The following is a 25,278-nucleotide window of genomic DNA, read 5'->3' as shown; positions in this document are numbered from 1 at the left end:
CCGGCCGGCGACGCGTAAGTCCCGGACGAGGCGACGCTTGCGCCGCCGCGGCCGGAGCCCTCAGGCGGTTTGCGCCGCGTGTTGGCCCTCGGCGAACTCCTCGACCGCCTTGGCGCAGAAGGCCGGCAGGTCGTCAGGGTTCCGGCTGGTCACGAGGCCCTCGTCGCAGACGCACTCCTCGTCGACCCACTCGGCGCCGGCGTTCTTCAGGTCGGTCTTGAGGCTCGGCCAGGAGGTGACCCTGCGACCGCGGACCACGTCGGCCTCGATCAGCGTCCACGGCCCGTGACAGATCGCGGCGACCGGCTTGTGCTGCTCGAAGAAGGCCCGGACGAACGCCACCGCCCCCGCGTCCGTCCGCAGATTGTCCGGGTTGGCGACCCCGCCGGGCAGCACGAGCCCGTGATAATCCCCGGCGGAGACGGCGTCGACCGTTTGATCGACCGGGAATTTGTCGGCCTTCTCGTCATGATTCATTCCCTGAATCTCGCCGCTTTTGAGCGAGATCAATTCGACCTCGGCGCCGGCGTCTTTCACCGCCTGCCAGGGTTCGGTCAGTTCGACCTGTTCGAAGCCGTCGGTCGCCAGGAACGCGATTCGCTTGCCGCTGAGTCGATCGGGCATCGTAATTCTTTCTTCTTGAGACGGAGGGTGATAAAGGGCGACGGGCTACTGCGCGAGGAATTCGAGCAGGTCGTCGCGGAGCCGCTCCCGGTGCGTTTGGAACAGGCCGTGGGGGGCGCCGTCGTATTCCTTGAGCACGGCGTTCGGGATGCCGGCGGCGGCGGGGCGGCCGCTGGCGTCGATCGGCACCGTCGCGTCGCTCGTGCCGTGCACCACCAGCGTGGGAACCTTGAAACGGGATAACTCGTCCCGGAAATCCGTCGTGGCGAAGGCGTTCGCGCACTCCAGCGTCGCCCGCAGGCCGCCCTGCATCGCCACCGTGCGGGTCCATTCCAGATATTCGTCGCTGACCGGCTGCGAGAGCGTTCCCACGCCGAAGAAGTCTTTGAAGAATCCGCCGTAGAACCCGGGACGGTCCTCTATTAACCCCTCGGCGATGCCGTCGAAGACGGACTGCTCGACGCCGTCCGGGTTGTCGTCCGTTTTGAGCATGTAGGGGACGATCGAGGCGATCAGCGCCGCCCGCGTCACGCCGGCGCCGTCGTGGCGGCTCATATAGCGGGCGACTTCGCCTCCGCCCATGGAAAAGCCGACCAGCGCCACGTCTTCCTTGGCGCCGGTTTCTTTCATCACGTCCGCCAGGTCGTCGGACAGGGCGTCGTAATTGTAGCCGGTCCAGGTCTGCTCCGACCGGCCAAAACCGCGGCGGTCGTAGGCGATCGCGCGGTAGCCGGCCTCGGCGAGGGGCAGGGCGATCGGGTCCCAGCTGTCCGCCGACAGCGGCCAGCCGTGAATGAGAACCACCGGGCGGCCCTCGCCCCACGATTTATAATACAGGCGGGCGCCGTCGCGGGTCTGGACGAAGCTCATCGCGGGGGCCTGCGGCGGGGGACGTGCGGGGGGACGCTATTTCACCCGCCGCCCGCCAGCGCCGCCCGGGTCGTTTCCCGCTTCCGACGGCGGGGAAACGCACCGAACCGCCGCGGCCGGGGGCGGACCTCCGGACGACGAAAAACAAGGCGACGGGGGCGGCCGACAGGAGGGGAACCTGCCGCCCCCGCCGCCCGCGGGGAGCCGACGCCCTCGGCGCCGCCCCCCCGACGTCGGGGCCTCAGTGGCAGACCTTCACCTTCACCCGGTAGGGCACGCGGACCTTGGCCCGGTAGGGGACCTTGGCCAGATACGGGTCGCCGTACCCGTCGTATTCCACGACAGACTTGTATTTGACCACGGTCTTGAAGCGGTACTTGGTGACCCACTCGTACCGGCAGTCGTCGTGGTAATCGGATCGGTAATCGGTCCGGTCGTCGCGATCGGTGCGGCAGGAGCCGGAGCCGGCGCCGGAGTCGCAGCCGCCGGCGGCGGCGAGGGAGGGGGCGGCCAACGCGGCGGCGAGGGCGGCGGCGGGCAGCAGGCGAGCGGTGACGAAGCGGAGCATCGGGACGCTTTCCGGTGGGGGCCGGGTTCGGCCGGGGGTTGAACTGGGAGCCGGCGGCCCCCTCGCGGAGCGGTACGCCGCCCCCGCCGCTCCGCTTCCCGCGTTTCGAAAAGAAGTCCCCAATGATCTCCGGACCCGCCAGCCGGAGCTTGCGCTCCGGGCTCACGAAGCCGCGGCGCCCTGCCCAACGCCGCCGTCAGCGGGCCGGTTCGGCCGGGGCCGGGGGGGCGGACTCCAGATAGCGGAACAGGTCGCGGACCTCGCGATCCGTCATCTGGTCGAGCAACCGGTTGGGCATCAGCGAGGTCCCGGTGATCTCCAATGCCGCCACGTCCTCCCGACGGAGCGTGCGGACGTGGCCGCGGGCGTCCTTTAGTTCCAGCGTGTCGTCCGTTTGACGGACCAGCAGGCCGGTCAGGGTGGAGCCGTCTTCCAAGAGCAGCAGGGCCGTCTCGAACCCCTCGCGGATCTCCGCCGAGGGGGCGACGATCGCCAGCAACGTCTGGTCCCGCTTGGTCCGCTGATAGGCGGTGAGGTCTGGGCCGACGGTCTGCCCGACGCCGTGCAGCGTGTGGCAGTCGGCGCAGTGCTTCTTGTAGACGGCGGCCCCGCGGTCGGCGTCGCCGCGGCCGCCGACGGCGAGGCGGCGGCTCCAGAACGCGAACGCCTTCTCCGCCGCCGCCGGGTCGGTCGGCGTCTCCGGCCAGTGCTCGGCGAGGCGGCGTTGCAGGGCCGGATCGGCGTGCCGGCGGAGGCGCTGGACCGTCAACGCCGGCACCGCGGCCGGGTCGACGGCGCCGGCGTCGATCGCGTCCAGCAGGGCCGCCGTCCACCTCGGCCGGGCGGCGAGCAGCTCCACCGCCGCGGCGTTCGCCTCCTCGCTCAACCCCGGCCGGGCGGCCAGCTGGCGGGCCGCGATCTCGGGCGAATCGAATCCGGCCAGCGTGGTGAACAGCCGGGACCGCAGCCGCTCCGGCGTTTCCGGGGCGACGGCGAGGTCCAGCAGCCCGGGCAGGAACCGGGCGTCCTTCGTGTCTTCGATCACCCCCAGCAGGGCGTCCCGGCGGGCGTTGGAGGTCGTTTCCGTCAGTTCCGCCAGCGCCGCGTCCGGTTCGACCAGACCCAACCGCACCCGCAGCGGCCCCGGGGCCCGGTCGCCGGCCTTCCGCACCAGGCGGTCCACCTCCGCCCCGAAGGTGCGGTCCGCCGACCCGGCCGCGGCCTCGTTGAGGGCGTCGAACAGCGGCCCGGCGTCCTCGGCGTTCGTCAGCAACTCCGCGACGACGGACCGACCGAAGGAGGTGTCCTGAGCCACGGCCCAGCGGAGAAGGCGGGGGGCCAGCACGTCGTCGAACAGCGGCCCGTCCCGGTCGATCGCCGCCCGCGTCGCCGCGGCGTCGCCTTCGCTCAGCGCCCGCTCCACCGCCCACCAGAGGGCCAGGGGGAAGAACGGATCGTCGGCGAACTCCCCCCGGCGGCTCAACGCGGCGACGATCGGCAGCGCCGCGTCCGGCGGCAACCGCCGCGACCGCCCGGCGAGGGCCACCAGCACGCCGGGGTCGGTCTCCGCCGCGGCCCGCTCCGCCAGCAGGGCGGCGGCGCCGTCGGTCGGTTCGATCACCCCCGCCGCCAGCCGCCGCAGCGACGGGGCGGGGTGGGCCAGCGCCGCCCGGTCCAGCGCCTGCCGCCGGGTCGGGTCGGCCACGGACCGGACCGCCGCGTAGGCGTCGAACGCGACCGGGGCCGGGCCGTCGATCAGCGGTTCGATCTCGTCCAGCAACTCCGTCGCTCCCCGCTGCCGGATCAGCCGCACCGCCGTCCGGCGGACCGTCCGGTTCGGGGATTGCAGGCGTTCGACCAGTTGATCGTTCGAAAAATCCGGCGGCGGGGCGGGCGTCCAGCCCCGCGGTTGCAGGCGATAGATGCGGCCGGTGGAGGGTTCGATTTCCCCCTCGTGGTTGCGGTAGTGGCTGACGACGGCGTCCGCCCAGTCGGCGATCAGCAGCGTGCCGTCGAACGCCAATTCTAAATCAACCGGGCGAAAACTCTCGCCGCCCCGCACCGGTCGGGAAAGGTCCTCCGTGGCGAAGGTGGAGCCGTTCGCCCGCACCGCCGTCAGGGCGAGGTTGTTGTGCAGCACGTCGAGCGCGACGAGGTTCCCGCGGAACCTCGGGGGCAGTTCGTCGGCGTCGTACCGCACGAAATGATGGGTGAACCGGGCGACCGGCGGGTGCGGGATCGCCTCGAAGTAACCCAGCGCCAGCGGGTTGCTGAGGTCCCCGTGCTTGCCGAAATTCTTGCGGTAATAGCCGCCGTCGACGAAGTGAAAGCCCCGCGTGTCCCCGCCGTTGTGGCCGCTGAACACGTGGCCGGCGGCGTCGATCTCCAGGCCGAAGGTGTTCCCCCCGCCCTCGGCGAACACCTCGAACCCCACGTCCGGCCGGTAGCGCCAGACGAGCTGCCCGCTGCGCTTCACCGGGGCCGCGTCCGGCGTGGCGAGGGGGGCCGTGACCGCGATCGTGCAGGTGCTCCCGTTCCCGCCGTACAGCCAGCCGTCCGGTCCCCAGGTCAGCGAGTTGGCGATGGAGTGGGTGTCCTCCAGCCCGAACCCCGTCAGGTGCACCTCCGGCGGGCCGTCCGGCACAAGATCGCCGTCGGCGTCCGGATAGAACAGCAGTTGCGGCGGCGAGAGGACCCACACCCCGCCGCCCCCGCGGCCGGCGTCGAACGCGACGGAGGTGGTCAGGTTCAGTCCCTCCAGGAAGGTCTCGTGGGTCTCGTAGAGGCCGTCCCCGTCGTCGTCCGTGTGCACGCTGATGCGGTCCCGCCCCCGGAACGGCGAGCCCTCCGTATACGGCGGCGGGGGCAGTTCGCGATCCCACCGCACCCGCCAGTACTCGTCCCGTTCCAACTCCGTCAGCCCGGCCGGGTCGGGGTACTGGCGGTACTCCACGACCCACAGCCGCCCGCGTTCGTCCTGCTTCGCCTCGATCGGCTGGGCGATCGTCGGATTGGCCAGCAGGAGGGCGACCTCCAGGTCGGCGTCGTGCTCCAGCTCGGCCGCCCCCGGCTCCCCGGCGAGCCCCGGTTCCCCGGCGAGGAGCGGCGGGGCGAGGAGAACCCCGATCAGCGCCCCGGTGAGCGAAACGAGCACGGCGGCGGGCACGGGCGGCATCTCACGCTTTCGGCGACCGGGGCGAACGGCGACGCGACGGCGCCGCGGCGGGAGCGGTCGCATCGGAATTCGCCCACCTTATCGCCCCGCCCCCGCGGCAGCCCGGCCGCCCGGGCCGGCGGAGCAGGCGACGGGAGCAGCACCGCTTGCGGGGCCGCCGGTGCGACGACGGCCCACGCCTCGGACGCCCACGCCTCCAGGTGCGGGCGGCACTGCACGGCGGCCGCGACGGCGAGCACGGCCGCGACGGCCGGCCGATCCGGGTGAGCGATCAGGCGACGAACGGCGGACATCGGGGCGAACCGGGCGGGGCGGAACCGGGCGGGAACGCCCGGCGGTACGCCGCCGCCGGCGGGGCGCTTCGCCCGAACCGCGGGCCCGCGGTCACTCCTCCGAGTCGTCGTCCCACTCGTCGTCCTCCCAGTCGCTCTCGGCCCGCTCGTCGTCCGCTCGCTCCGCCGCAGCGGCGGCGAGCAGGGCGTCGGCGTCCAGCGTCGGGCCGCGGCCCTTGGGGGCGGACCCCTTGGGGTCGGTCGCGGCGTCGGCGGGGTCCGGCAGGCCGAACGTCGGGCCGGCGAGGGTGAACGTGAGGTCCGGCACCTTCTTCCGATTGATCGCCCGGGCCACGGCGTTGCGCAGCAGGGGTTGGGCGTAGCCGAGCTTCTCCATCACGGCGCCGGCGTCCAGCTCCGCGTGGCGGTCGATCGGGGCGAGCGTCGCCAGCAGCCGGGAGGCGTCCGGGGCGGGGATCACGTCGGCCACGTACAACTGCCGGAGCACGTCGTCGCCGGTCTCGCCGCTGAGCACGTAGTCGAGCGTCTTGCGGACCTGCCCGCACAGTTGCAGCGTTTTACGGTCCGGCGTGCGTTCCCGGTCGGCGCCGCGGCCGCCGCCGGAGTGGGAGCGGGGGCTCTGACCGCGGTGGCGTTTCTTGCTGGACATCGGTCCGTCCGGACGAGCTACGGGAATCGGCGGGACAACAACTTTAGACGCCCCGCCGCGCGTTTCGACGGGGGAAGCCCGAGCCGCAGGTCGGGCGATCGGGATACGGCCCCCGACACCGACCCGAAGCGTCAGCGAGGGCCGCGGACGGAACACGCGTCCGCTTCGCGGGCGTCCCTCGCTGACGCTTCGGGTTGGTCACGACGATCTCTCGAACGGCTTTCCGGGTGAAGACCGGGCGATCATCGGCCCTCGTCCCGGAACCGCCGCAGGCCGGACACGTTCCGGGCCCCGGAGGCTCGCGCCGTCTCCCGGGAGCCCGCCAGCCGCACCAACGTCGGCAGCGCCGTCACCCGGAAGGCCCGGGCGACCTCCGGGTGGGCGTCCGCGTCGATCACCTCGAACCCCGGTCCCGCCGCCGCCAGCGCCGGCTTCATCGCCACGCAGGCCCGGCACCACCCCGCCGAAAACACCAACACCCGCGCCGCCGGCTCGGCCTCGGCGTCAGCCCCCGCAACCTCATTTTGGTTCTTGCTTTCTTGTCTCTTGGAATTTCTGCGCAAGCAGGAGCACGGCACCCGGGCCAACCCGTCGCCGCTGGGCACGACGCCGGAGCCGTGACAGCGGGGGCAGTTCGGATCGGGCCGGCGATCGTCCGGCGAATCGTCGGGCGACCCGTCGTCGGGACGAACCGGGGCGGCCCGTTCGGCCGCGGCGAGGGCGAATGCGGCCCGGACCCGGTCCGCGGCGGGATCGCGGGCCGGGCCGGACGGCTCGCAGCCGGAGAGGGCGAGGAGCAGGAGAACGGCCATGGACTTCGCTTTGGGAGACATTCGGGAGTCGAATTGAGAGACAAGTGGCGTGCGAAGGAGTCGGGCGGAGTCAGCCGAAGAGTCCGCCCCAGTCGTGGCGGCGGGGCGGGAAGCCGGCGAAGGCGGCGAGGGCGTACGCCTCCCCGCCGCGGAGCATTCCCTCCAGCGCCTCCCGCCGGACGCGGAGCGTCCCGGCGGGCCACGGCGTGCCGGTCGCCCAGTCGGTCAGCCGGCCGTGGGCGTCGCCCCAGCTGTTCAGCAGGGCGGCCCAGGGCTTGGCGGGGTCGTCGCAGACGCCGACGACGCACATCTGGTGCGGCCAGCGGCCCCGGCGTTCGTGGTAGCCGTCAGGGCCGACCGACATCGTGAAGCCGGCGTCGCTGGCGACCGTCACCGGCGAGCCGTTCGCCACCGCGGCGACGACTTCGTCCCAACTCCGCACCCGGGCCGCCGCCCCAACCGGGTGATCGGCGGCGAGCCCGAGGAAGTCTCGGAAGCCGCTCGGCCCGTCCTCCCCGGCGACGGTGCGGCCGTCGCCCCAGGCGTCGGCGACCTGGCGGGAATAGGGCGGCACGCCGGGGGCGTCGGTGCGGAGGACGCCGAACTCCTTCAGCGCCGCGGCCTGCCAAGAGCCCAGCGACCCGGCCCGGCCCCGCAGCCGTCCGCCGCCGGCCAGCACCCGGCCGGTGGCGTACAGGAAGGGCGGGAAGACGGGTTGAAAGCCCTCGGCTTCGCCGGCGGCGATCTCCGCGCACTGCAGGTATTCGACGGCGTTCTTCGCCCCGAAGGAGACGCAGTCGCCGGTCTGCTGCGGCACGTTCGGCGTGTCGGCGCCCCGCACTTTTCGCACGAGATCCCACAGCCGCACGCCCCCGTCGGCCGCGGCCGAGGGCAGCCCCGCGGCCAGATTCGCCAGGGGAAAGGACTCCAGCGGGGCGGGGCCTTGCTGGAGCGCGTCGTAGGCCCGCTCGGCGGCGTCACGGCCGACCCAGCCGAAGCGGGCGGCCGGCGGGGTGATTTCCCTGGATGAAGCAGCGCTCATCGGACCGCCTCCCCGCAGGCGTCGGCGAGGCGGGCGAAGGCAGCCGCGGCGTCGGTCCGCCGGGCGCCGGTCAGCGGACCGGGCGGGTTGAGGACGGGGGCGAGTTCGTCCGCCACGACCGCCGACAGCCGGCCCGGCAGCTCCAACAGCGCCGCGGCCCGGCCGGCGACGGCGGCCAGTTCGGCCGTCGATTCCCACTCGCCCGCGGACAGCCGGTCGGAAACGAGTCGATAGAAGGCGGCGTAGAGCCGGGCGGCGTCGGCGTCGCCGTGCAACGCGGCGGCGACGTCGGCGTGCAGGCCCGCGTCCGCCGGATCGGCGGGCGGCGGGGGCGTCGGCGGCGTGAAGCAGCCGGCGACGGATGCGGTCAGCAGGAACGCGGCGAGCGTCAGCGCCGCGGTGCGGAGGCGGGGCGACGTCATTCCGCACCCCCTTCCGTCCCGTCGCTCGGCACGGCGGCCGGGGCGGCGGCCGCGTCGGCGGGGTGATGGACTTCGAACAGCAGTTCGGCCAACGCTTTCAGGGCCGCGGCGCCCCGCGGGTGGCGGACGACGGCCGGGGCGAAGACCTCCAGCGCCGCCGCGTCCGCCGCGAACGACCGGCTTGCCGCCGGCCGCCGGGCGCCGGTCCGGCCGAGCGCCGCCGCGGCCAGCCCGGCGAGTCCGCCGCCGGCGATCAGGCCGGCGGCTAGCAGGTTCGAGCCGGTCCACAGCGGCCCAACGGCTCCGACGCCGAGCCCGTACCCGCCCCACGCCGCCAACGGCGGCCCGAGCGCAGCGAGGGCGGGGGGAATGAAGGGGAAAACACGCATCGGGGGGCCTCGAACGGGGGGCGGGGCGGCCGCACTGCGGCCTCACCCCACGGCGGTTCGGGACCTTTTCGATGGGCGTGTCGTCTCAATACATTGACTGCCTGCGACTTACGTCGGGGACGCCCGAACGAACTGCGTTGGCCAGTCGTTCCCCCCTCGCCCTCCGGGGAGAGGGGAGAAGAACGCAGCGAACGCGATATCCTTGCGTCCGCCCCCGCACCGAGACCTCCATGAAGCACTCCGCCGGCACGTTGCTGTATCGCACCGGGAAGGCGGGGATCGAGGTTCTGCTCGTGCACGCCTCGGGGAACTACAACCGGCGGGCGCCGTGGTCGTTGCCGAAGGGGGAGCCGGAGGAGGGCGAATCCTTTCCCGAGGCCGCCGCCCGGGAGACGCGGGAGGAGACCGGGCTGGCCGTCGACCCCTCCGCTCTCACCCCGCTGGGCGAGGCGGCCTATCGAAAGACCCGCAAAACGGTGCACGCCTTCGCCGCCCCGGCCCCCGACGGGTGCGAGCCGCGGTGCGCCAGTTGGGAGGTGGACCAGGCTGCGTTCCTCCCGCTGGCGGAGGCCCGGGCGACGATTCACCCCGATCTGGCGGTGTTTCTGGAGCGGTTGGAAGCGTTGCTGAACGACGATGCGGCCTTCGAGTGAGCCCGAAGCGCAAGCGAGGCGGAGCGACCCACAGCCACGAATCGGGCGCCGAACCCCTCGCTTGCGCTTCGGGCTCACGTCGTCTGCGCCGCCCGCTCACTCCACCCCGAACGATTTTAAATCCGCGTCGCGCAGCTTGGAGGCCTCGGCGGCGGCCTTTAATTTGTTGACGGCGAAGTATTTGTGGTTCGCCACCGCCTGCTCCGAGATCGACAACCGTTCGGCGACCTCTTTATTTCGCAGGCCGACCACGAACAGCAGCTCGCAGCACATCAGGCGCTCCCACTCGCCGGCTTCTTTCCAGCCGGTGATGAGGTCCCGCAGGGCCGACTGCAACAGGGCCGCCTGGGCGGCGCGGCCCTCGCGGCTGCGGGCGATGGAACTCGCCACCCGGGCCCGGCCGGCGGGCTCGCGGCCGGAGCTGCTTTCGCCCCGGGCGGAGGGGAACAGCGGCGTCGTCGGCCGGCGGCCCTCCCTGCGGAGGGCGTCCGTGAGTTTGTGCGCCGTGATCGCGAACAGCCACGCCTCCAACGACTGCGTTTCGTCGTAGTTCGGCAGGCTGACGAGGAACCCCAAAAACGCCTCCTGCACGACGTCCTCCGCCTTCGCCCGGTTCCGCAACCGGCTGTCCGCGAAGGCCAGCAGGCGGCCCTCGTAGCGGGCGATAAATTCCTCCCAGGCCCCGGCGTCGCCGGCCCGCACGCGGTCGATCAGCAGGCGGTCGGCGTCCACGGACGGAGGGCGGGGGAATGAGGGAGGGGGGGAGGGGATCGTAACGAGCGCGGGGCGGCGGGGACGAACGCTTGTGCGTTCCCCCTCACTCCTCCCTCATCCCTCCTCCCCGGCGTTCGCGCCTGCCGCGGTCGTACGTAGTTTGCGGCGGCCGACGCCCCACAGGCCGGCGAACAGGACGACGCACGCCCCGCCGGCGCCGACGGCCCACAGGGCCCGCCGCTCGCCGAGGCGGTTCCGATAACCTTGCCGCAGGCGCTCCAGCACGTCGTCGGAGGCGTCCACCAGCAGGTGGCCTCGATACAGGGTGAACTCGTTTTCGCCGGTGGTGCGGGCGAGGGTCTGAACGACGGCCCGGGCGGGGTGGGGCACGTCGCCCCGGTTGATCGCGGCGTCGGGGGGCAGGTCGGCGTCTTCCAGCAGCCGGGCGACCATGACCTCCTCCGCGGCCCGGCGGGCGGCGGCGGGGCCGCCGTCCTCGTCCGTCACCAGCGGCCCGGTCACCACGACGCGGTTCGCCGGCGGGTCCGTGACCCAGTCCGGGAGTTCCTCCTCGCTGACCAGTTCCGCCTCGGCCGCGGGGTCGACGACCCGCGGCCCGTGAGCCCCGTCGCGGCGCCGTCGTTGCAGGAGTCGTTCCTCGTGCCGGCGGGCGGCGTCCCGCCAGGCGTCGCCTTCGGGGCCGTGGGCCGGGGCGGGGGCGATCAGGACCTCCCGCCCGCCTTCGCGGACGTAAACGCCCCCAGGGCCGACGTGCACGCGGTCGTCGTCGGCGAAGCGCGTCCGCAGCCGGGCGTAGTCGTGATCCTCCTGATAGACGTGCAGGACGGATTCGCGGCGGGCCTCGTCTCGCTCCCAGACGGCGCGGGGCCCCGGGGCGCCGTGATGCGACGCGCTCAAGCTGAAATAGCCCCCGATCAACAGCGCCGCGACCAGCCCCGCCCCCCCGAGGACCGCCCCGACCCCCGGCCGCCCGCGGACGGCCAGCGCGATCCCCGCGACCAGCGGGACGACGATCAGCAGCAGGGCGGCGAGGGCGACGAGGAGCATGAGCCAGGTCGTCGGAGCGGCGGCGTACATGCGGGGCTGTTCGTCGCGGGGGCGGGAATCTTGGCGGACTTTCCGGCGGGGGGCGAAAATCCGCCGCCGCTTGTCGATCCGCCGGGGGAACGGGGAGGGTACGGCGTTCCTTCGACCCGGGCTCCCCCATGCGTTTCGCTCCGCTCGTCGCCCTGGCGCCGCTCGCCGTTCTGCTGGCGCCCGGCGGGCCGGCCGTCGCCCAATCGCCCCGTCAGAACGAACCGCCCGCCGCCGGGTTCGTGACCGTGGCGGAAACGCCCGACGCGATCACGGTCGAGACGGACGCCCTGTCGGCCGTGATCCCGCTGACCGGCTACGTCAGCGGGGTGAAGTCCGGGTCGTTGAAGGACAAGAAAACGGGGGCGACGGACCTCGGCTTCGGCCTGCACATCATGGACTTCCTCATGGCCCCCGGCTGGCGGGAGGACGGCTACGAACGCGACCCCGCGCTGCACGGCGACCTGCCGAAGCATTACGTCGAGGGCCCCCAGCTCTGCACGCAGGCCAAGCGCCTGGAGGCCCACGTGACCCGCGGCGACGGCTTCGCGGCGGTCCGCCTGCGGCACCGCTTTCATGAGGCCGGCGAAGGCTACCAACCGGGGTCGATCTGGGAACAAACCCTCCTGTTCCGCCCCGGCCTGCGGTACGTGGTGACGGCCGAGCGCATCGTCAGCGTCAACGCCGTCGACGACCTGTTTTATCGCATCGATATGCCGGGCCACGTCCGCCACGGGGGCCGGTCTTCCCAGAACGGCGGGGGACAGACGTTCGAGCGGATTTATTTGAGCTACGAGGACGATTCGATTCCCGCCGCGGCGTTCACTGAACCGTTCGGGCCGGACGAGCGGTTCCTTTATCAACGCCGCGACGAGGCCGTGCCGGAGCGGATGATCCGGGCCTATCAGGTGCGGCTGAACGGCGAGCCGGGCCCGTGGCTGGCGGGGATGACGCTGGACCCGGCGGCGGTCGCCGAGGCGTGGTGCCATCAGCGGGGGTACGTCTGCTTCATTCAGGAATTGCACCGCCGAGACGTGCGGGCGGGGGAGGCGATCGGGGCGGCGTACGTCGTCGGCTGGTTCGACGACCGGCGGGCGATGCGGCGGACGTACGACGAATACCGCGGCGTGCGGGGGATCGAACTCAAAGACGACGGCTTTGAACTCACGCCGGCGGTTCCCCCCGCGACGGGCGTGCTGGCGACGCTCGGCGACTGGCCGACGAGCGCCGCCGCCGGCCCGGCCGACGCCGCGGCCCGCCGGGCGGCGCCGGGGGCGCTGCCCGGGCTGCTGGCCTTCTGGGACTTTCAGGAGCCGACCGGGACGAACCGGGTCTCGTCCGGCCGCGATCAATACGCCCTGCAGGAGCGCAACGGGCCGATCGCCCGGGTCGAGGACGGCGTGTTCGGGCCGTACAGCGTCGACTTCGAACTCGGCCAGTGGTTCCTGCTCCCCCACGAGGACGCCCCCGGCCTGGACCTGCACGGGGAGGATCAGGAGGTCTCGATGGTCGCCTGGATCAAACGGCAGAATAATCAGCACTGGCAATATCTTGCCGGAATGTGGAACGAACTGGACCACGCCCGCCAATACGGACTGTTTATGAGCGGCTCCTGGCAGACCGACTGGACGACTTACCAGCGCGTGCGGGCGGTCAATCAGGCGATGGGCTACGTCTCCCCCTTCGGCGGGGCCACGCCGGGCCATCCGTTCGCCTTCGACTACGCCACCGGCGCCACGCCGATCCCGGTCGATCGCTGGACGATGCTCAGTTATTCCTTCGACGGGGAGGCGATCCGCGTCTACGTCAACGGGGAGCTGGACGAGAACGGACCGTATAACCCCTTTCAATACGACGGCGGGATGCACGACGGCGGGTCGGACTTCACCGTCGCTCAGCGGGCCGTGCCGAAGTGGCCGACCTACCCGGAGGGCCGCCCGACCAACGACGCCGGCTTCGACGGCCGCCTGGCCGGTCTCGCCGTCTACGACCGCGCGCTCACGGCGGAGGAGATGCGGCGACTCTACGAGCAAACCATGCGGCCCGCCGGGGACGGGGCGGAGCGTTAAATCGTAGCCCGACGCCTCGGAGGTTGTGAGCCCAAAGCGCAAGCGAGGCTGAGTGATCAGGCCAAGCAGGCACGCCTCGGCTTCGCCTCGGGCTGCGAAAGAGCGAGGCGGGCGGTGAACGGTCGGCGGGAATCACTGCCCCCTCACCCCCGGCCCCTCTCCCCCAAAGGGGGGGCGAGGGGGGACGAAGTCCGCGGATGTTGGAGAGCGGTTCGCCTGCCTCTTCTCCCCTCTCCCTTGAGGGAGAGGGGCCGGGGGTGAGGGTGAGGCACGGTTCACCCGCCTCCGCTCTCTGCAGTGATTAAACGTCTGACGAATGAGCGGAACGGGCCGTGAACAGCGTCCGGGCGCCGCCGCCCCCTCACCCCCGACCCCTCTCCCCCCAAAAGGGGAGCGAGGGGAATGTGTTCGCGCCGCCTCAATTCACCGCACACGCCCTCGCCCGCAGGCGTTTCGGCAGGAGGTCGAGCCGGACGGAGCGCACGTCGTCGGCGGGGAGGAGGGCCAGTTCGCCGTCGGCGTGCACCGCCAGGGGGCTCGGGCTGTCGATCTGCAGCGATCGACCCCGGCCGAGGGCGACGTGCGGGCAGTCGGTCGGGGGGCCGCGGCGGGCCAGACCGGGCAGCAGGCGCAGCATCCCCCAGCGGGTCATCGGGCCGAGGCGGAGCGTGTCGAACAGGCCGTCGTCCAGGCGGGCCTGCGGGGCCAGGAGAAAGCCGCCCTCCCGGCGGCCCAGCAGGGCGTGGACGGACCAGGTGGGGGCGGTCGTCGGCGGGCCGTCGTCGGTTTGCACCGTCCACTCCTCCGGCGGGCCGGCGGCGCGGAGAGCCCGCAGCGCCGCCAACCCGTACAGCGGAACGCCCTGCAACCAGCCGATCCGGCGGCTCTCCAGCGTCACCCGACCCGGCAGCCCGGCGCCGCAGCAACAGACGAAGAACCGGTCCCGCGGCGTGCCGTCGGCGGCGGTCCAGGACAGCCGGCCCACGTCCACCGCGGGGGCGTCCGGGACGTCCAGCGGGGCGACGCCGAACTGCCGCTGCAGACTGTGGGCGTAGTCGTTGGCGCTGCCGATCGGGGCCACGGCGAAGATTGGAGGGGCCGAACCGTCTTGATCGGCGGCCCGCAGCAGGCCGTCGGCGACCTCGTGCACGGTGCCGTCCCCGCCGGCGGCGGCGACCGTGTCGAACCCCTCCCGCAGTGCGTCGGCGGCCAGTTCGGCGGCGTGGCCGGGGCGGGCGGTCGGCCGGAGCGTCACGCGGTCGCCCCAGCGGTCAAGAAATCCCGCCAACCGGCGCCGCGCCCGACGCCGGCCGGCCGCGGGGTTGAAGATCACGCAGATCCGCACGGGAACAGGTCGAAACGGGAACGGGAAACCGGGGCGGGGTCAGGGTGGACGACCCGCCGCCCGTCCGCGACCGAGACCGTCCGGCGCCGCGGCGACCGGCGCCGCGGCGCACGGAAAAGCCCCCGTCGCCCCACAGGCGACTCAACAGGCCAGTTGACAGGCTGTCTGTTGACGCGATGCTGTCCGCCTCACGGACGGCCTGTCCGTCGTCCCCCCCCCGTTTCGTTTTGGACGCGCTCCCGATGCAAGTCACCTTCGACCCCACCATTCCCGAGGAATGCGAACTCGTGCGCCGTCTGATGCGGCCGCTCGAGGGGCCCGGCGGCCCCGGCCGCGGCCAACGCGGGCGGCACGGCCGGCCGCACGGGGGGCCGGCCGGCGGGGAAGCTCCGCCGACCGATCCGCAGGCCGTCCGGCGGGGGCTCAATCAGCTGCTTTCATTGGGGTGCGGCGAGTTTCTCGTTCTCGCCGCGGCCCACTTCGAACCGGAGGCGGAGTTCACCGTGCCCGCCCTCGCCGAGGCCTCCGGGGTGCCGGTCGAGACGCTGCTCTCCAAGAACCGCACCCTGGGGCACTCCTGCCGGGTGCGGGGATTGAAGAAGCGGGACTACCTCACCGGGCACGGCGGGACCCCCCGCCGCTTCAGCCTGCCGCAGTGGGTGCACGACGTGCTCTCCAAACAGGCGAAGGCACAGGCCGAGGGACAGGCCGGCGACCCGTCGGGCGAACAGGCCGCCTGATGCGCGCGGCCTGTCGGCGACGGCGAACCGGGGCCTATTCCTCTTCCTTGTCCGCCGCCGGTTCGTCCGCCGCCTGGTCCGCGGCGGCGCGGGCCCGGGGCCCGGGGGAGCCGGGGGGGTATTTGTCGAGGGCCTTCTCCACCGCTTCCAGCAGCACGTCCATGGCGAAGGGTTTGCGGAGGTAGTCGACGACCCCCAGCATCTCCGCGTAGGCCTTGTGCCGGCCGCCCTCGTTGGCGGTGACCATGATCGCCGGGGGCGGGTCCTCCTGGGTGGCGAGGAACTCCAGCACCGGGAAGCCGCCGCGGCCGGGCATCATCATGTCGGTGACGATCAGGTCCGGGCGCCGCTCCAGATAGAGCTCCTGCCCCTTGATGCCGTTGGGGGCGTGGCGGAGGTCGTAGCCGGCGGTCCGCAGCGCCCCGCCGAGGGTGGCGGCGATCTCGCGGTCGTCCTCGATCAGCAATACGGAGGCCATGGGAGGAGGAGGGCGTGAGGGGAAAGGCGGGGGACGTGGGGAGGGAGCGCTAGGATAGGCGACGAACGCCGCTCACGCCTTACGCCCCGCCCTGTGCGACCGCTTTCCGAGAACCTCGCCGCCGTCCGCGACCGCATCGCCGCCGCGGCGACCGCCGCCGGGCGCGACCCGGACGCCGTCACGCTGGTCGCCGTGACCAAGTACGCCCGGGACGAGTGGGTCCGCGGGCTGCTGGACCTGGGCGTGCGGGACCTCGGCGAGAATCGCCCGCAACAGCTCACGGAGCGGGCCGAACGGTTCGCCGCCGACCCGCCGGTCCGCTGGCACCAGATCGGCCAGCTCCAGCGGAACAAGGTGCAGAAACTCCTGCCGGCGGCGTTCCTGACGCACTCGGTGGACAGCGAAAAGCTGCTGGCCCGGATTGAACGGGTCGCCGCCGAAGACGGGCGGGCGCCGGCGGTGTTGTTGCAGGCGAACGTCTCCGGGGAGGAGTCGAAGAGCGGGTTCACGCCGGACGCACTGCGAGACCTGTTCGCGGCCGGGCTGGATCGCTTCCCCCATGTGACGGTGCGGGGGCTGATGACGATGGCCCCCGCCGCGGCGCCGGACGCCGTGGAGGCCGTCGCCCGGCCGACGTTCGCCGGTCTGCGCGAGTTGCGGGACGAACTGGGCGGGGCGGAACCGTTGCCCATCCTGTCGATGGGGATGAGCGGCGACTTCGAGCCGGCGATCGCCGAGGGCGCCACCCACGTCCGCCTCGGCAGCGTGCTGTACGAGGGGCTGGACGCGGACGACTGACTCGGCCGCCCTCTTCTCCCCTCTCCCCCCTTTTTGGGGGAGAGGGGGGGACACGGCGCAACAAAAACGCCCCGCCGGCCCGGGGGGCCGACGAGGCGGGCGCTCTCAGGTCCGCGGGCGGGCCGCGTCAGTTCGCGTCGCAGCAGGCCGCGCCGGCTTCGCAGCAGGCGGCGCCCTCTTCGCAGCACGCGGGGGGCTCGCAGCAGGTCGCAGCGGCTTCGGCGTCGCAGCAGGCGGCTTCGGCGTCGCAGCAGGCGGCTTCGGCGTCGCAGCAGGCGGCTTCGGTCTTGCAACAGGCGGCGCCGGCTTCGCAGCAGGTCGCGGCCGTGGCGGTCTCGCAACAGGCGTGATCGCAGGTGCACTCGCCGGTGGCGGCGCAATCGCAGTCGCACACGCAGTCGGCGGGGCATTCGCAGCCGACGCACCCGGTCGCCGGGGCGGCGAAGGGGGAAACGGCCGGGGCGAAGGCGAACAGACCGGCCGACGCGGCGAGGGCGGCGGCGCTCAGGAGGTGGCTCATCAGAAACGTCCTTGGGAAAGCAGAGGGGGAACCGTCGGCGCGCCGCGTCATCGCGGGGCCGCGGCGGGTGGAAAGAAGAAACGCGGGGTTCAGACCGGCCGCGTTAAATCCGCCACACGCACAACAACGCCCTCCGCGGCGGCGTCGCCGCGGGGTCGGGTTCCTCAGAGTTCCGCAGGAGCAATCCGGCGTTCGCCGCCGCGACGGCGATTGGCCGCGACGGGGCGGCCGCGGGGATCGGCGGCGGCTCGCCGCCCGGGGCGGCCGGGGAAAGCGGTTCGGGCCGTTCCACGACGCAGCCGCACGCGCAGCCGTCGTCGATCGCCCGGTTCTCGTCGATCGCACAGGCCGCGTCGTCGCAGCCGCACCCGGCGTCGGCGACGGCCGCCGGCTCGCAGCCGACGCCGCACCCGCAATCGTTCGCCCACGCGGCCGGCCCCGTCAGGAGCGGCAGCACAGCGAGCAGGGCCGGCGGCAGTCGGAGGAGCGTTCCCATCGCCCCAATCTACGCCGCCCGTCGGCGGGGCGTGGGAAAGATTTTCGCCGGCCGGGCGCGGCGCCGGTACGCGGAGCGAATCGCGTCTTGCTTCGGCAGACGCCGCCCCGCATGCTCGCCCGTCCGCACCTCGCTCAGGTCGTCTCGCCCGGGACCGCCGGTCGCCATTTCGCGTCTTGCCCGAATGCCGTCGTCATTCGTCGAGTGCCCTCACTGCCTGGCGGGCGTTTGGACGACGGGCGTCTGCCCGAACTGCCAAGGCGACGTGAACTCCTTACCGCCGCGACGGTTTGTGCGGTTCGTGATCTCTCCGACGTCGGTCTTCGAAGACAACTGTCACCGGTGCGATGTCCCGACCCAACGGGTGGAGAAGATCGCCCTCTGGTCGCGGGGGACGACGCACCTCGAGCCGCACGTGGACGACGTGCTGTTCTTCGCCGTCTGCCGGTGGGGCCTGCGGCTGTTGGGATTCTGGCTCTTTCCGTTCGGCCTCGCCGCAAATCTGGTCTATCCGCGCAGCGGCGCGGTGAGCGTTTCGTCCGAGATGAAATTGCGACTGCCGACCTGCGTCGAGTGCAAAGACGAGATTCGGATCATCGACCACAACGTCGTTTCGCAGAGGGCCGCAGTCGCCGTTTGCGGCGAGTTCGCCGAGCGACATGGCCGCAACTAACTTCGGGGCCCGTCCCACGGCCGGCGCGCCGCCTCGCGGCGACGGCGAACCGGGAGACCGGGGACCGGGGGACCGTTCAGGGAAGCGTTCCGGACGGGATGAACCGCGCGGCGGTGCGTTGCGTTGGCTAACCTGCGGCGGCTCGCCGCCCCGGTTTCTCCTACGTTTCGACGCCATGCGACCGCTCCTGACTGCCGCCGCCGCGGCGCTTCTCGCCGGGCTCGCCCTGCCCCCGGCCGCCGCGGCCCAAGACGCAACCACGCAGAACTTCGCCGACCTCGTCGGGGACGCTCCCGTCAAACCGGTCGCCGACGGGGAGGCGATCAATGTCCCCTTCATCACCTGGGGCGGGGACGTCGCCACCTTCGAGGCCAACGGCGGCGGTCTTAAAACCGCGGACGGCTCCGCCTTCGACGAACTGGGTCTAAATCTCAACCTCACCCCCGGGGACGACTTCGTCGCCCAGGTGAAGGACTATATGAGCGGGAAAAGTCCGTTCCTCCGCGGCACCTTTCGGATGCTGGGGCAGGCCAGCGGGGTGATCGGCGCCGACCCCCGCACCAAGCCGGTCGTGATTTTGCAGCTCTCCTGGAGCGCCGGCGACCACGTCGTCGGCCGGGAGGGGGTGCGGACGGTCAACGATTTGAAGGGCAAGAAAATCGCCGTCCAGCAGGGCGGCCCGCACGTCGGCCTGCTGTACGACGTGCTCAAGAGCGCCGAACTGTCGAAGGACGACGTGGAGATCGTGTTCGTCCCGGACCTGACCGGCCCGGACGGGGCGGCGGAGCTATTCCGTCAGGACGAATCGGTCGCCGCCTGCTGCGTGATCACCCCGGACATGATCGGCCTGACCGGCGGGCCGGACAGCGCCGGCACCGGGGCGGAGGGCACAGTGAAGGGCGCCCGGGTGGTCGTCAGCACCGCGGAACTGAATCGCAGCGTCGCGGACGTGTACGCCGTCCGCAAAGACTGGTTCGACGCCCACCGCGACCAGTGCGAGGCCCTCGTCGCCGGCTGGCTCGCGGGGCGGGAGCGGGTCGTCAAACTCCGCAACGAATTTGAGGCGGGCTCCGGCCGCATGAGCCCGGAGTACCGCAAACTGCTGGAGTCCGCCCAAGAGATCTTCGGCGCCGACGTGATGCCCAACCTGGAGGTCGACGCCCACGGCCTGCTGCTGGACTGCCAGTTCGTCAATCTGCCCGGGCAGATCGAGTTCTTCCGCACCGAGGGGAACCTCGTCGGGTTCGACGCCAAGCTGTCCGACGCCCTCGATATGGCGACCGCGTGGGGCTACGCGGAGAACCGCAACGGGTTCGAGCCGGCCCCGTTCGATTACCGCGTGATCGCCGAAAAGGCCGGCGTGTCCTACGCCGAGCCGGAGCAGCGGGAACGGATCGTCGGCGGGGAGGCCGAGGTGTTCGGCACGATGGAGGAACTGGACGAGAACACGATTTTAGAGTTCACCATTCACTTCGACCCCAACCAGAGCGAGTTCAGCCCGGACCGCTACGGGGCGGAGTTCCGCCGGGCCGTGGAGAACGCCGCCCGCTACGCCGGGGCGGTGGTGGTGATTCGCGGGCACTCCGACCCGACGGCGGTGCTGCGGGAGATGATCCTCGGCGGGATCGCCAACGGCACGCTGAAGCGGACCGGCTCCCCGGGGCGGTATAAATACTTCTACAACGGCCGCGAGATCGACCCGACGGACATGGCGGCGGTCGAGAAACTGATTGCCGGCGGGGCCTTCGACGCCCCGCCCAAGCACCGGCCGCGGGCGGTGATGCAAAAGGCGCTGAACCTCTCCGTCGCCCGGGCCGAGGCCGTCAAACAGGCGATCGCCGAGTACGCCAAAGCCTCCGGCGTGCAGGTGGACCTGTCGGCCCTCACGCCCACCGGTGCCGGCATCTCCGACCCCGTGATCCCCAAGCCCAGCAGCTTGGCGGAGGCGAAGGAGAACATGCGGGTGGAGTTCCGCATCGTCCGCGTAAACGCCGAGGTGCTGGGGCCGAACGAGTTCGATTTTTAATCGCCGGCCGGCGTCCCCGTTCTCCCCTCGCCCCCTTTTGGGGGAGAGGGGCCGGGGGTGAGGGGGCAGTGATTCCCGCACGCCCTTCACGGCCCGCCTCGCTCTCCCGCCGGCCGGTCACTGCAGAGAGCGGGGGCGTGCGAACCGTGCGTCACCCTCACCCCCAACCCCTCTCCCTCAAGGGAGAGGGGAGTTACAAGACTGCCGCCCCGCCCGCCGCCCCGCGTTCCTCGACTTCGCCGATGCCCGTCGCCCTGCTGCTCGCCGCGTTCGCCGTCGCCCCGCCGGAGGGGCTCTCGGAGCCGGAGGCCGCCGCGGCCGCCGGCGCCGCGTGGGAGGAACTCGTCGCCGAGCGGGACGCAGTGCTGCTCGCGGAGCGGGAGGCGAAGGCGATCGCCGCCGGCGGGGAAACGTTGAAGTTCCTCGAACGCCGCTTTGGCGAGAAACCGCGGGCCGGGCACGCCCTGTTCATTTCCCTGCACGGCGGCGGGGGCGGGCCGGCGGCGATGAACGACGGCCAGTGGCGGAATCAAATCCGCCTTTATGAACCGCAGGAGGGCGTCGTCGTCGCCCCGCGGGCCCCCGGGAACACCTGGGATCTGTGGCACCGGCCGCATATCGATCCGCTGCTGGATCGGTTGATCCTGTCCTACCTCGTCGACGGGACGGTCGACCCGAACCGGGTCTATCTCATGGGTTACTCCGCCGGCGGGGACGGCGTGTTTCAACTCGCCCCGCGGATGGCGGACCGCTTCGCCGCGGCCTCGATGATGGCCGGCCACCCCAACGAAACGCGGCCGGACGGCCTCCGCAACCTGCCGTTCTCCCTCTGGATGGGCGGCAAAGACGCCGCCTACGACCGCAACAAAATCGCCGGGCAGTGGAAGGACCAGCTCGCCGCCCTGCACAGGCGAGACCCCGGCGGCTACGAGCATAACGTCGTGATTTATCCCGACAGCGGCCACTGGATGAACGGCCGCGACCGGGCCGCCCTGCCGTGGATGGCCCGCTTTGAACGCGACCCGTGGCCGAACAAGGTCGTCTGGTTGCAGGACGACGTGACCCACCCGCGGTTCTATTGGCTGGAGGTCCCCGCCGATCAGGCCGTGCAGGGGACGAAGATCGTCGCTGACGTTGCGGGGCAGCGGATCGACCTGACGGTTCCCGCCGACGCGGTGCGGGAGGTCACGCTGCATCTGTCGGACGCACTGGTGAACCTCGACCGGCCGGTCGTCGTTGCGATCAACGGGGCCGTCGTCCACGAGGGGATCGTGCCGCGGACCGCGGAGGCGGTCGCCGCGTCGCTGGCCTCCCGCCCCGACCCCGCCGCGGTCGCCACGGCGACGCTGACGCTGCCGGTTCCCGCCGCCCCCGTGCCCCCCACAGACCCCGAACCCGCCGAGTGACGATGGTACCGCACGCCGCCCTGCTGCTCGCCGCGTTCGCCTCGGCCGTCGTTCAGGAGGACGCGGCGCCGTTCGCCCCGGCGGAGCTGGCCGCCCCGGACGCGTTGCACGTGGCGGTGGTGCTGGACGACAGCGGGTCGATGATGGAGCCGATGCCTGGCTCCGGGGAGTCGAAGATGGACGTGGCGAAGGCGGCGCTGCGGGAGACCTTCGCCGCCCTGCCGCCGGACGCCCGGGTGGGGGTGTACGTCCTGAACGGTTTCGGCGCCGGGCTGGAGGGGGACAGCGAGCTGCTGCCGATCGCCCAGCATTCCGCTGACGAGGTCGCGGGAAAGCTGGAGTTCGTCTTCCCCGGCGGCGGCACCCCGCTGGGCGAACGTCTCGCCGAGGCCGCCGACGCTCTGTTGGCCGAACGGGCCGCCCGCAAATACGGCGACTACCGCCTGCTGGTGATCACCGACGGCGAGGCGACCGACGGCGACCGGCTGGAGCGGGCCGTGCCCGCGGCGCTGGGCACCGGGCTGACCGTGGACGTCATCGGCGTGGCGATGGCGGAGGACCACGCCCTCGCCACGCAGGTGGACCGCTACCGCCGGGCCGACGACCCGGAGGCTCTCCGCGAAGCCCTCCGCGGGGCGCTGGCCGAATCGTCCGGCGACGCTGGGGCCGGCGTGGGCGACGCCGGCGCCGCGACCGACTACGAGCTGATCGCCCCCCTGCCGGACGGCGCCGCCGCGGTCGCGCTGCAGGCGCTGTCGAACCCGGCGACGGAGACCCCGATCGCCGACGCCCCGCCCCCGCCCCCGCCCGCGGAAAGCGGCTCGTCCCCCACCCTCCCCGCGGCCCCTGCGGACGCGGCGGCCGGGGAGATCAAGGTTGAGGGCGATCCGTTCGTCGGCGGGCTCTGTTGCTGTCTGCTGCCGATTTTCGGCGCCGTGGTGCTGGGCATCTTCCTGTACACGCTGCTGAGCGGGAAGCGGAACCGGCGTCGGCGGGGTTGGTAAACCGCCCCTGAATCGCCCCCGGGGCGTCGCGGCGGGTCCCTCGGTTGCACGGCGCCGGGATCGCGGGGAGTCTGATGCGTTCGACCCCGCGCCGGTCGCCCGCCCCGTCGCGTTCGCCCCGCTCCCCCCGAGACGCCGCCGGTTCTCGCCGGCCGCCACAGCCGTCCGATGCCCGCTGCCGTAGTCGAGGTCAAAGTCCCCAGCGCCGGGGAAAGCGTCACCGAAATGCAGGTCGCCGCCTGGAACGCCGCCGAGGGCGACGCCGTGGAGCGCGATCAGGTGATCGTCGAACTGGAAACCGACAAGGCCACCAGCGAGGTGACCGCCCCGGCGTCCGGCCGGCTGGCGAAGATCCTGATCGGCGAGGGGGAGACGGTCGAAGTCGGCGACGTGCTCGCCCAGATCGAAGAGGGGGCGGGCGGGGACTCCGGCGGCGGCGCCGAGCCCGCCGGCGTGGCCGCCACGGAGCAGAAAACCACCAACCAGTCCGCCTCCCCGCAGCGGGAGGGCACCACCGCCGACCCCCGCCGCGAGGAGCCGACCGCCAGTTCCCCCAGCGCCGGCCGGGCGGAAGACGCCCACGTGATGCCCGCCGCCGCCCTCCTGTTGGAACAGAACGGGCTGAGCGCGTCGCAGGTCTCCGGCACCGGCCCCGGCGGGCGGGTCCTCAAGGAGGACGTGCAGAACTACCTTAAAAACGGCTCCAAACAGTCCGGCGGCGAACTGGTCAGGGCGGACGCCCCCGCCGCCGCCCCGATGACGACCGGCCCCGAGGGCAACGAGCCCGGCCGGGCCGTCAAGCGCCAGCGGATGACGCCCATCCGCAAGAAGATCGCCGCCAGCCTGGTCGCCGCCCAGCAGAACGCCGCCCTGCTGACGACCTTCAACGAGATCGACATGTCCGCCGTGAAGGCGGCCCGGGCCAAGTACGGCGAGGCGTTCCAGAAGAAGTACGACATCAAGCTGGGCTTCAGCAGCTTCTTCGTGAAGGCCGTCGTCGACGCGCTGCAGAACATCCCGCAGGTCGGCGCCCAGATCGACGGCGACGAACTGGTCTACTACGACTACTGCGACATCAGCGTCGCCGTCGGCGGCGGCAAGGGCCTGACGGTGCCCGTGATCCGCAACGCCGAATCGCTCTCCTTCGCCGAGATCGAACAGACCGTCGCCGACTTCGGCCGCCGGGCCAAGGCGGGCAAGATCGCCCTGGAGGAGTTGCAGGGCGGCACCTTCACGATCACCAACGGCGGCATCTACGGCTCGCTGCTGAGCACCCCGATCGTGAACCCCCCGCAAAGCGGGATTTTGGGGATGCACAACATCGTCGACCGGCCCGTGGTCGTGGACGGCGAGATCGTGATCCGCCCGATGATGTACGTCGCCCTGACCTACGACCACCGCGTCGTCGACGGCCGCGAGGCCGTCACCTTCCTGATGCGGATTAAAGAAAGCATCGAAGATCCCGGCCGGATGCTGATGGAGGTGTAGGGAAGAAGTCTCAAGGACCAAGAGACAAGAACCAAAACCGGCGGGGGTGAACGGGGACGAGCGATGGAACCCGAACATTGGCCCATGATCCGCTTCGCGGCGCCGATCGAGGTCTATCATTCCCTTCCGCATCATCCCGGTTGGAAATGGGAGTACTTCGGCGGGGAGGTGGTGGCGACGCCTCGGCCGAAGTCTTGCTCCTGCGTCAAGACGTTCGGACCGGGCGACCCCGCCGCCGATCTCCCGCCGGACCTGCGAGACGCCGAAACGCACGACGGCGGCGGCGTCGCCACCCGGCCGGTGACCGACGCCGATTGGGAGGGACTGCCGGGGCTGCTCGACCGCGCCTTCTGCCGCACCGCCCCGTTCGCTCAGATGGCGGAGGAGCGGTCCTTTGAGGTGGCGCAGGAGTGCATGACGAACGTTCGCGGCGGCCGCTGGGGTCCGCTGATCGAACCGGCGTGCCTCGTGATCGAGGGCGAGCCGCGGTTTCGGTCGAAGGACGAGCCGGAGGGGCCGGCGACGCTCGGCGCGTTGCTCGTCACGCTGTACCGGCCGTCATCGGACGACGACCCGCTGTTCGAGTGGCGGCCGGCGAAGAACCCGCCGCCCGACTGGCTCGGAACGAACTGGGGCCGTCCGCACCTGACGTGGGCGTTCGTCAACTGGTGGGACGCCCGCCACGGTCTCGGCACCCGCCTCCTGACCGACGCCTGCCGTGCGCTGCGCACGTTGGGGTACGGCGAACTGACCAGTACGTTCCTCACCGGGAATCATCAGAGCGCCTTCTGGCACTGGCGAAACGGCTTCCGCCTGCTCAGCGGGCCGCAGTCGATGCGGACCTTCCGCATGAACCGGCGCCGCGAACGGCGGGCGAAACGGAAGGCTGACGAGCGGGACGTGGAGGCGACCGACCGCGTCCCGGACGC

The 25,278-nt window shown here is 72.1% G+C and carries 26 protein-coding genes; 10 read left to right on the top strand and 16 right to left on the bottom strand.

Annotation, left to right across the window (positions count from 1 at the left end; translation table 11 throughout):
- Nucleotides 1–60 precede the first annotated feature (60 nt).
- From ACG2DA_RS12255 to ACG2DA_RS12210, 10 genes are all read right to left on the bottom strand, one after another.
- Nucleotides 61–624 (bottom strand): type 1 glutamine amidotransferase domain-containing protein, encoded by a 564-nt coding sequence (locus ACG2DA_RS12255; RefSeq protein ID WP_395255977.1) that lies wholly within the window; start codon nt 622–624, stop codon nt 61–63.
- Between the two features lie 45 nt (nt 625–669).
- On the bottom strand, nt 670–1,494 hold the full coding sequence (locus ACG2DA_RS12250) for an alpha/beta fold hydrolase (RefSeq protein ID WP_395255976.1): 825 nt from the start codon (nt 1,492–1,494) through the stop codon (nt 670–672).
- A 241-nt stretch (nt 1,495–1,735) separates the two neighbouring features.
- Entirely contained in the window at nt 1,736–2,062 is a 327-nt protein-coding gene (locus ACG2DA_RS12245; protein WP_395255975.1) for a hypothetical protein, read from the bottom strand.
- A 196-nt stretch (nt 2,063–2,258) separates the two neighbouring features.
- A complete protein-coding gene (locus ACG2DA_RS12240) occupies nt 2,259–5,237 on the bottom strand; it encodes a PVC-type heme-binding CxxCH protein (RefSeq protein ID WP_395255973.1) in 2,979 nt (992 codons plus the stop codon).
- Complete coding sequence (locus ACG2DA_RS12235; protein ID WP_395255972.1) at nt 5,189–5,530, bottom strand: hypothetical protein; 342 nt, start codon at nt 5,528–5,530, stop codon at nt 5,189–5,191. Before ACG2DA_RS12235 ends, ACG2DA_RS12240 begins: the two co-directional genes overlap by 49 nt.
- Before the next feature lie 91 nt (nt 5,531–5,621).
- Nucleotides 5,622–6,179 carry a hypothetical protein gene (locus tag ACG2DA_RS12230; protein WP_395255971.1) on the bottom strand — a complete coding sequence of 186 codons (558 nt, stop codon included), beginning with the start codon at nt 6,177–6,179 and terminating at the stop codon, nt 5,622–5,624.
- Between the two features lie 242 nt (nt 6,180–6,421).
- Nucleotides 6,422–6,991, bottom strand: a complete 570-nt coding sequence (locus ACG2DA_RS12225; RefSeq protein WP_395255970.1) for a thioredoxin family protein — start codon at nt 6,989–6,991, stop codon at nt 6,422–6,424.
- A gap of 70 nt (nt 6,992–7,061) precedes the next feature.
- Nucleotides 7,062–8,033, bottom strand: a complete 972-nt coding sequence (locus ACG2DA_RS12220; RefSeq protein ID WP_395255969.1) for a hypothetical protein — start codon at nt 8,031–8,033, stop codon at nt 7,062–7,064.
- Nucleotides 8,030–8,455 carry a hypothetical protein gene (locus ACG2DA_RS12215; RefSeq protein WP_395255967.1) on the bottom strand — a complete coding sequence of 142 codons (426 nt, stop codon included), beginning with the start codon at nt 8,453–8,455 and terminating at the stop codon, nt 8,030–8,032. Before ACG2DA_RS12215 ends, ACG2DA_RS12220 begins: the two co-directional genes overlap by 4 nt.
- The gene (locus tag ACG2DA_RS12210) at nt 8,452–8,844 is read right to left on the bottom strand and encodes a hypothetical protein (protein ID WP_395255966.1); all 393 of its coding nucleotides are present in this window, start codon (nt 8,842–8,844) and stop codon (nt 8,452–8,454) included. The genes ACG2DA_RS12215 and ACG2DA_RS12210 overlap by 4 nt, the downstream gene beginning before the upstream one ends.
- A gap of 230 nt (nt 8,845–9,074) precedes the next feature.
- Between ACG2DA_RS12210 and ACG2DA_RS12205 the strand changes: the two genes are divergently transcribed.
- Nucleotides 9,075–9,497 (top strand): NUDIX domain-containing protein, encoded by a 423-nt coding sequence (locus tag ACG2DA_RS12205; RefSeq protein WP_395255965.1) that lies wholly within the window; start codon nt 9,075–9,077, stop codon nt 9,495–9,497.
- Between the two features lie 96 nt (nt 9,498–9,593).
- Here ACG2DA_RS12205 and ACG2DA_RS12200 read toward each other — a convergent pair whose 3' ends face one another.
- Nucleotides 9,594–10,229: an RNA polymerase sigma factor gene (locus ACG2DA_RS12200; protein WP_395255964.1), complete on the bottom strand. Its 636-nt coding sequence runs from the start codon at nt 10,227–10,229 to the stop codon at nt 9,594–9,596.
- Between the two features lie 96 nt (nt 10,230–10,325).
- Nucleotides 10,326–11,309, bottom strand: coding sequence for a hypothetical protein (locus tag ACG2DA_RS12195; RefSeq protein ID WP_395255963.1), 984 nt, complete (start codon nt 11,307–11,309; stop codon nt 10,326–10,328).
- A gap of 128 nt (nt 11,310–11,437) precedes the next feature.
- Between ACG2DA_RS12195 and ACG2DA_RS12190 the strand changes: the two genes are divergently transcribed.
- Nucleotides 11,438–13,375: a LamG domain-containing protein gene (locus ACG2DA_RS12190; RefSeq protein WP_395255962.1), complete on the top strand. Its 1,938-nt coding sequence runs from the start codon at nt 11,438–11,440 to the stop codon at nt 13,373–13,375.
- A 418-nt stretch (nt 13,376–13,793) separates the two neighbouring features.
- Here ACG2DA_RS12190 and ACG2DA_RS12185 read toward each other — a convergent pair whose 3' ends face one another.
- Nucleotides 13,794–14,720 (bottom strand): diacylglycerol/lipid kinase family protein, encoded by a 927-nt coding sequence (locus ACG2DA_RS12185; RefSeq protein ID WP_395255961.1) that lies wholly within the window; start codon nt 14,718–14,720, stop codon nt 13,794–13,796.
- A gap of 242 nt (nt 14,721–14,962) precedes the next feature.
- Between ACG2DA_RS12185 and ACG2DA_RS12180 the strand changes: the two genes are divergently transcribed.
- The gene (locus tag ACG2DA_RS12180) at nt 14,963–15,460 is read left to right on the top strand and encodes a hypothetical protein (protein ID WP_395255960.1); all 498 of its coding nucleotides are present in this window, start codon (nt 14,963–14,965) and stop codon (nt 15,458–15,460) included.
- Between the two features lie 34 nt (nt 15,461–15,494).
- Here the strand turns inward: ACG2DA_RS12180 and ACG2DA_RS12175 are convergent, their stop codons facing one another.
- On the bottom strand, nt 15,495–15,938 hold the full coding sequence (locus ACG2DA_RS12175; RefSeq protein ID WP_395255958.1) for a response regulator transcription factor: 444 nt from the start codon (nt 15,936–15,938) through the stop codon (nt 15,495–15,497).
- Between the two features lie 93 nt (nt 15,939–16,031).
- On the opposite strand from ACG2DA_RS12175, the gene ACG2DA_RS12170 reads away from it, so the two are divergent.
- Entirely contained in the window at nt 16,032–16,736 is a 705-nt protein-coding gene (locus ACG2DA_RS12170; protein WP_395255957.1) for a YggS family pyridoxal phosphate-dependent enzyme, read from the top strand.
- Between the two features lie 127 nt (nt 16,737–16,863).
- Here the strand turns inward: ACG2DA_RS12170 and ACG2DA_RS12165 are convergent, their stop codons facing one another.
- Nucleotides 16,864–17,256, bottom strand: a complete 393-nt coding sequence (locus ACG2DA_RS12165) for a hypothetical protein (RefSeq protein WP_395255956.1) — start codon at nt 17,254–17,256, stop codon at nt 16,864–16,866.
- Nucleotides 17,257–17,359: 103 nt separating this feature from the next.
- Entirely contained in the window at nt 17,360–17,752 is a 393-nt protein-coding gene (locus ACG2DA_RS12160) for a hypothetical protein (protein WP_395255955.1), read from the bottom strand.
- Nucleotides 17,753–18,116: 364 nt separating this feature from the next.
- On the opposite strand from ACG2DA_RS12160, the gene ACG2DA_RS12155 reads away from it, so the two are divergent.
- From ACG2DA_RS12155 to ACG2DA_RS12130, 6 genes are all read left to right on the top strand, one after another.
- On the top strand, nt 18,117–18,425 hold the full coding sequence (locus tag ACG2DA_RS12155) for a hypothetical protein (protein ID WP_395255954.1): 309 nt from the start codon (nt 18,117–18,119) through the stop codon (nt 18,423–18,425).
- 175 nt (nt 18,426–18,600) lie between these two features.
- Nucleotides 18,601–20,451, top strand: coding sequence for a hypothetical protein (locus ACG2DA_RS12150; protein WP_395255953.1), 1,851 nt, complete (start codon nt 18,601–18,603; stop codon nt 20,449–20,451).
- A gap of 242 nt (nt 20,452–20,693) precedes the next feature.
- Nucleotides 20,694–21,857 carry an alpha/beta hydrolase gene (locus ACG2DA_RS12145; protein ID WP_395255951.1) on the top strand — a complete coding sequence of 388 codons (1,164 nt, stop codon included), beginning with the start codon at nt 20,694–20,696 and terminating at the stop codon, nt 21,855–21,857.
- A 2-nt stretch (nt 21,858–21,859) separates the two neighbouring features.
- Complete coding sequence (locus tag ACG2DA_RS12140; protein ID WP_395255950.1) at nt 21,860–22,861, top strand: VWA domain-containing protein; 1,002 nt, start codon at nt 21,860–21,862, stop codon at nt 22,859–22,861.
- A gap of 168 nt (nt 22,862–23,029) precedes the next feature.
- Nucleotides 23,030–24,349 carry a 2-oxoglutarate dehydrogenase complex dihydrolipoyllysine-residue succinyltransferase gene (gene odhB / locus ACG2DA_RS12135; protein WP_395255949.1) on the top strand — a complete coding sequence of 440 codons (1,320 nt, stop codon included), beginning with the start codon at nt 23,030–23,032 and terminating at the stop codon, nt 24,347–24,349.
- 84 nt (nt 24,350–24,433) lie between these two features.
- On the top strand, nt 24,434–25,278 hold an 845-nt coding region (locus tag ACG2DA_RS12130; protein ID WP_395255948.1), incomplete at its 3' end, for a hypothetical protein.

This window comes from Alienimonas sp. DA493 (genome assembly GCF_043951915.1).
GTDB lineage: Bacteria > Planctomycetota > Planctomycetia > Planctomycetales > Planctomycetaceae > Alienimonas.
This window is presented reverse-complemented; position numbering and strand designations above follow the sequence as displayed.

Excerpts from the sequence above, each read along its gene's own strand:
- ACG2DA_RS12255 (WP_395255977.1), bottom strand. The coding sequence starts at position 624 with ATGCCCGATCGACTCAGCGGCAAGCGAATCGCGTTCCTGGCGACCGAC.
- ACG2DA_RS12250 (WP_395255976.1), bottom strand. The coding sequence starts at position 1,494 with ATGAGCTTCGTCCAGACCCGCGACGGCGCCCGCCTGTATTATAAATCG.
- ACG2DA_RS12245 (WP_395255975.1), bottom strand. The coding sequence starts at position 2,062 with ATGCTCCGCTTCGTCACCGCTCGCCTGCTGCCCGCCGCCGCCCTCGCC.
- ACG2DA_RS12240 (WP_395255973.1), bottom strand. The coding sequence starts at position 5,237 with ATGCCGCCCGTGCCCGCCGCCGTGCTCGTTTCGCTCACCGGGGCGCTG.
- ACG2DA_RS12235 (WP_395255972.1), bottom strand. The coding sequence starts at position 5,530 with ATGTCCGCCGTTCGTCGCCTGATCGCTCACCCGGATCGGCCGGCCGTC.
- ACG2DA_RS12230 (WP_395255971.1), bottom strand. The coding sequence starts at position 6,179 with ATGTCCAGCAAGAAACGCCACCGCGGTCAGAGCCCCCGCTCCCACTCC.
- ACG2DA_RS12225 (WP_395255970.1), bottom strand. The coding sequence starts at position 6,991 with ATGGCCGTTCTCCTGCTCCTCGCCCTCTCCGGCTGCGAGCCGTCCGGC.
- ACG2DA_RS12220 (WP_395255969.1), bottom strand. The coding sequence starts at position 8,033 with ATGAGCGCTGCTTCATCCAGGGAAATCACCCCGCCGGCCGCCCGCTTC.
- ACG2DA_RS12215 (WP_395255967.1), bottom strand. The coding sequence starts at position 8,455 with ATGACGTCGCCCCGCCTCCGCACCGCGGCGCTGACGCTCGCCGCGTTC.
- ACG2DA_RS12210 (WP_395255966.1), bottom strand. The coding sequence starts at position 8,844 with ATGCGTGTTTTCCCCTTCATTCCCCCCGCCCTCGCTGCGCTCGGGCCG.
- ACG2DA_RS12205 (WP_395255965.1), top strand. The coding sequence starts at position 9,075 with ATGAAGCACTCCGCCGGCACGTTGCTGTATCGCACCGGGAAGGCGGGG.
- ACG2DA_RS12195 (WP_395255963.1), bottom strand. The coding sequence starts at position 11,309 with ATGTACGCCGCCGCTCCGACGACCTGGCTCATGCTCCTCGTCGCCCTC.
- ACG2DA_RS12190 (WP_395255962.1), top strand. The coding sequence starts at position 11,438 with ATGCGTTTCGCTCCGCTCGTCGCCCTGGCGCCGCTCGCCGTTCTGCTG.
- ACG2DA_RS12180 (WP_395255960.1), top strand. The coding sequence starts at position 14,963 with ATGCAAGTCACCTTCGACCCCACCATTCCCGAGGAATGCGAACTCGTG.
- ACG2DA_RS12175 (WP_395255958.1), bottom strand. The coding sequence starts at position 15,938 with ATGGCCTCCGTATTGCTGATCGAGGACGACCGCGAGATCGCCGCCACC.
- ACG2DA_RS12165 (WP_395255956.1), bottom strand. The coding sequence starts at position 17,256 with ATGAGCCACCTCCTGAGCGCCGCCGCCCTCGCCGCGTCGGCCGGTCTG.
- ACG2DA_RS12160 (WP_395255955.1), bottom strand. The coding sequence starts at position 17,752 with ATGGGAACGCTCCTCCGACTGCCGCCGGCCCTGCTCGCTGTGCTGCCG.
- ACG2DA_RS12150 (WP_395255953.1), top strand. The coding sequence starts at position 18,601 with ATGCGACCGCTCCTGACTGCCGCCGCCGCGGCGCTTCTCGCCGGGCTC.
- ACG2DA_RS12145 (WP_395255951.1), top strand. The coding sequence starts at position 20,694 with ATGCCCGTCGCCCTGCTGCTCGCCGCGTTCGCCGTCGCCCCGCCGGAG.
- ACG2DA_RS12140 (WP_395255950.1), top strand. The coding sequence starts at position 21,860 with ATGGTACCGCACGCCGCCCTGCTGCTCGCCGCGTTCGCCTCGGCCGTC.
- odhB (WP_395255949.1), top strand. The coding sequence starts at position 23,030 with ATGCCCGCTGCCGTAGTCGAGGTCAAAGTCCCCAGCGCCGGGGAAAGC.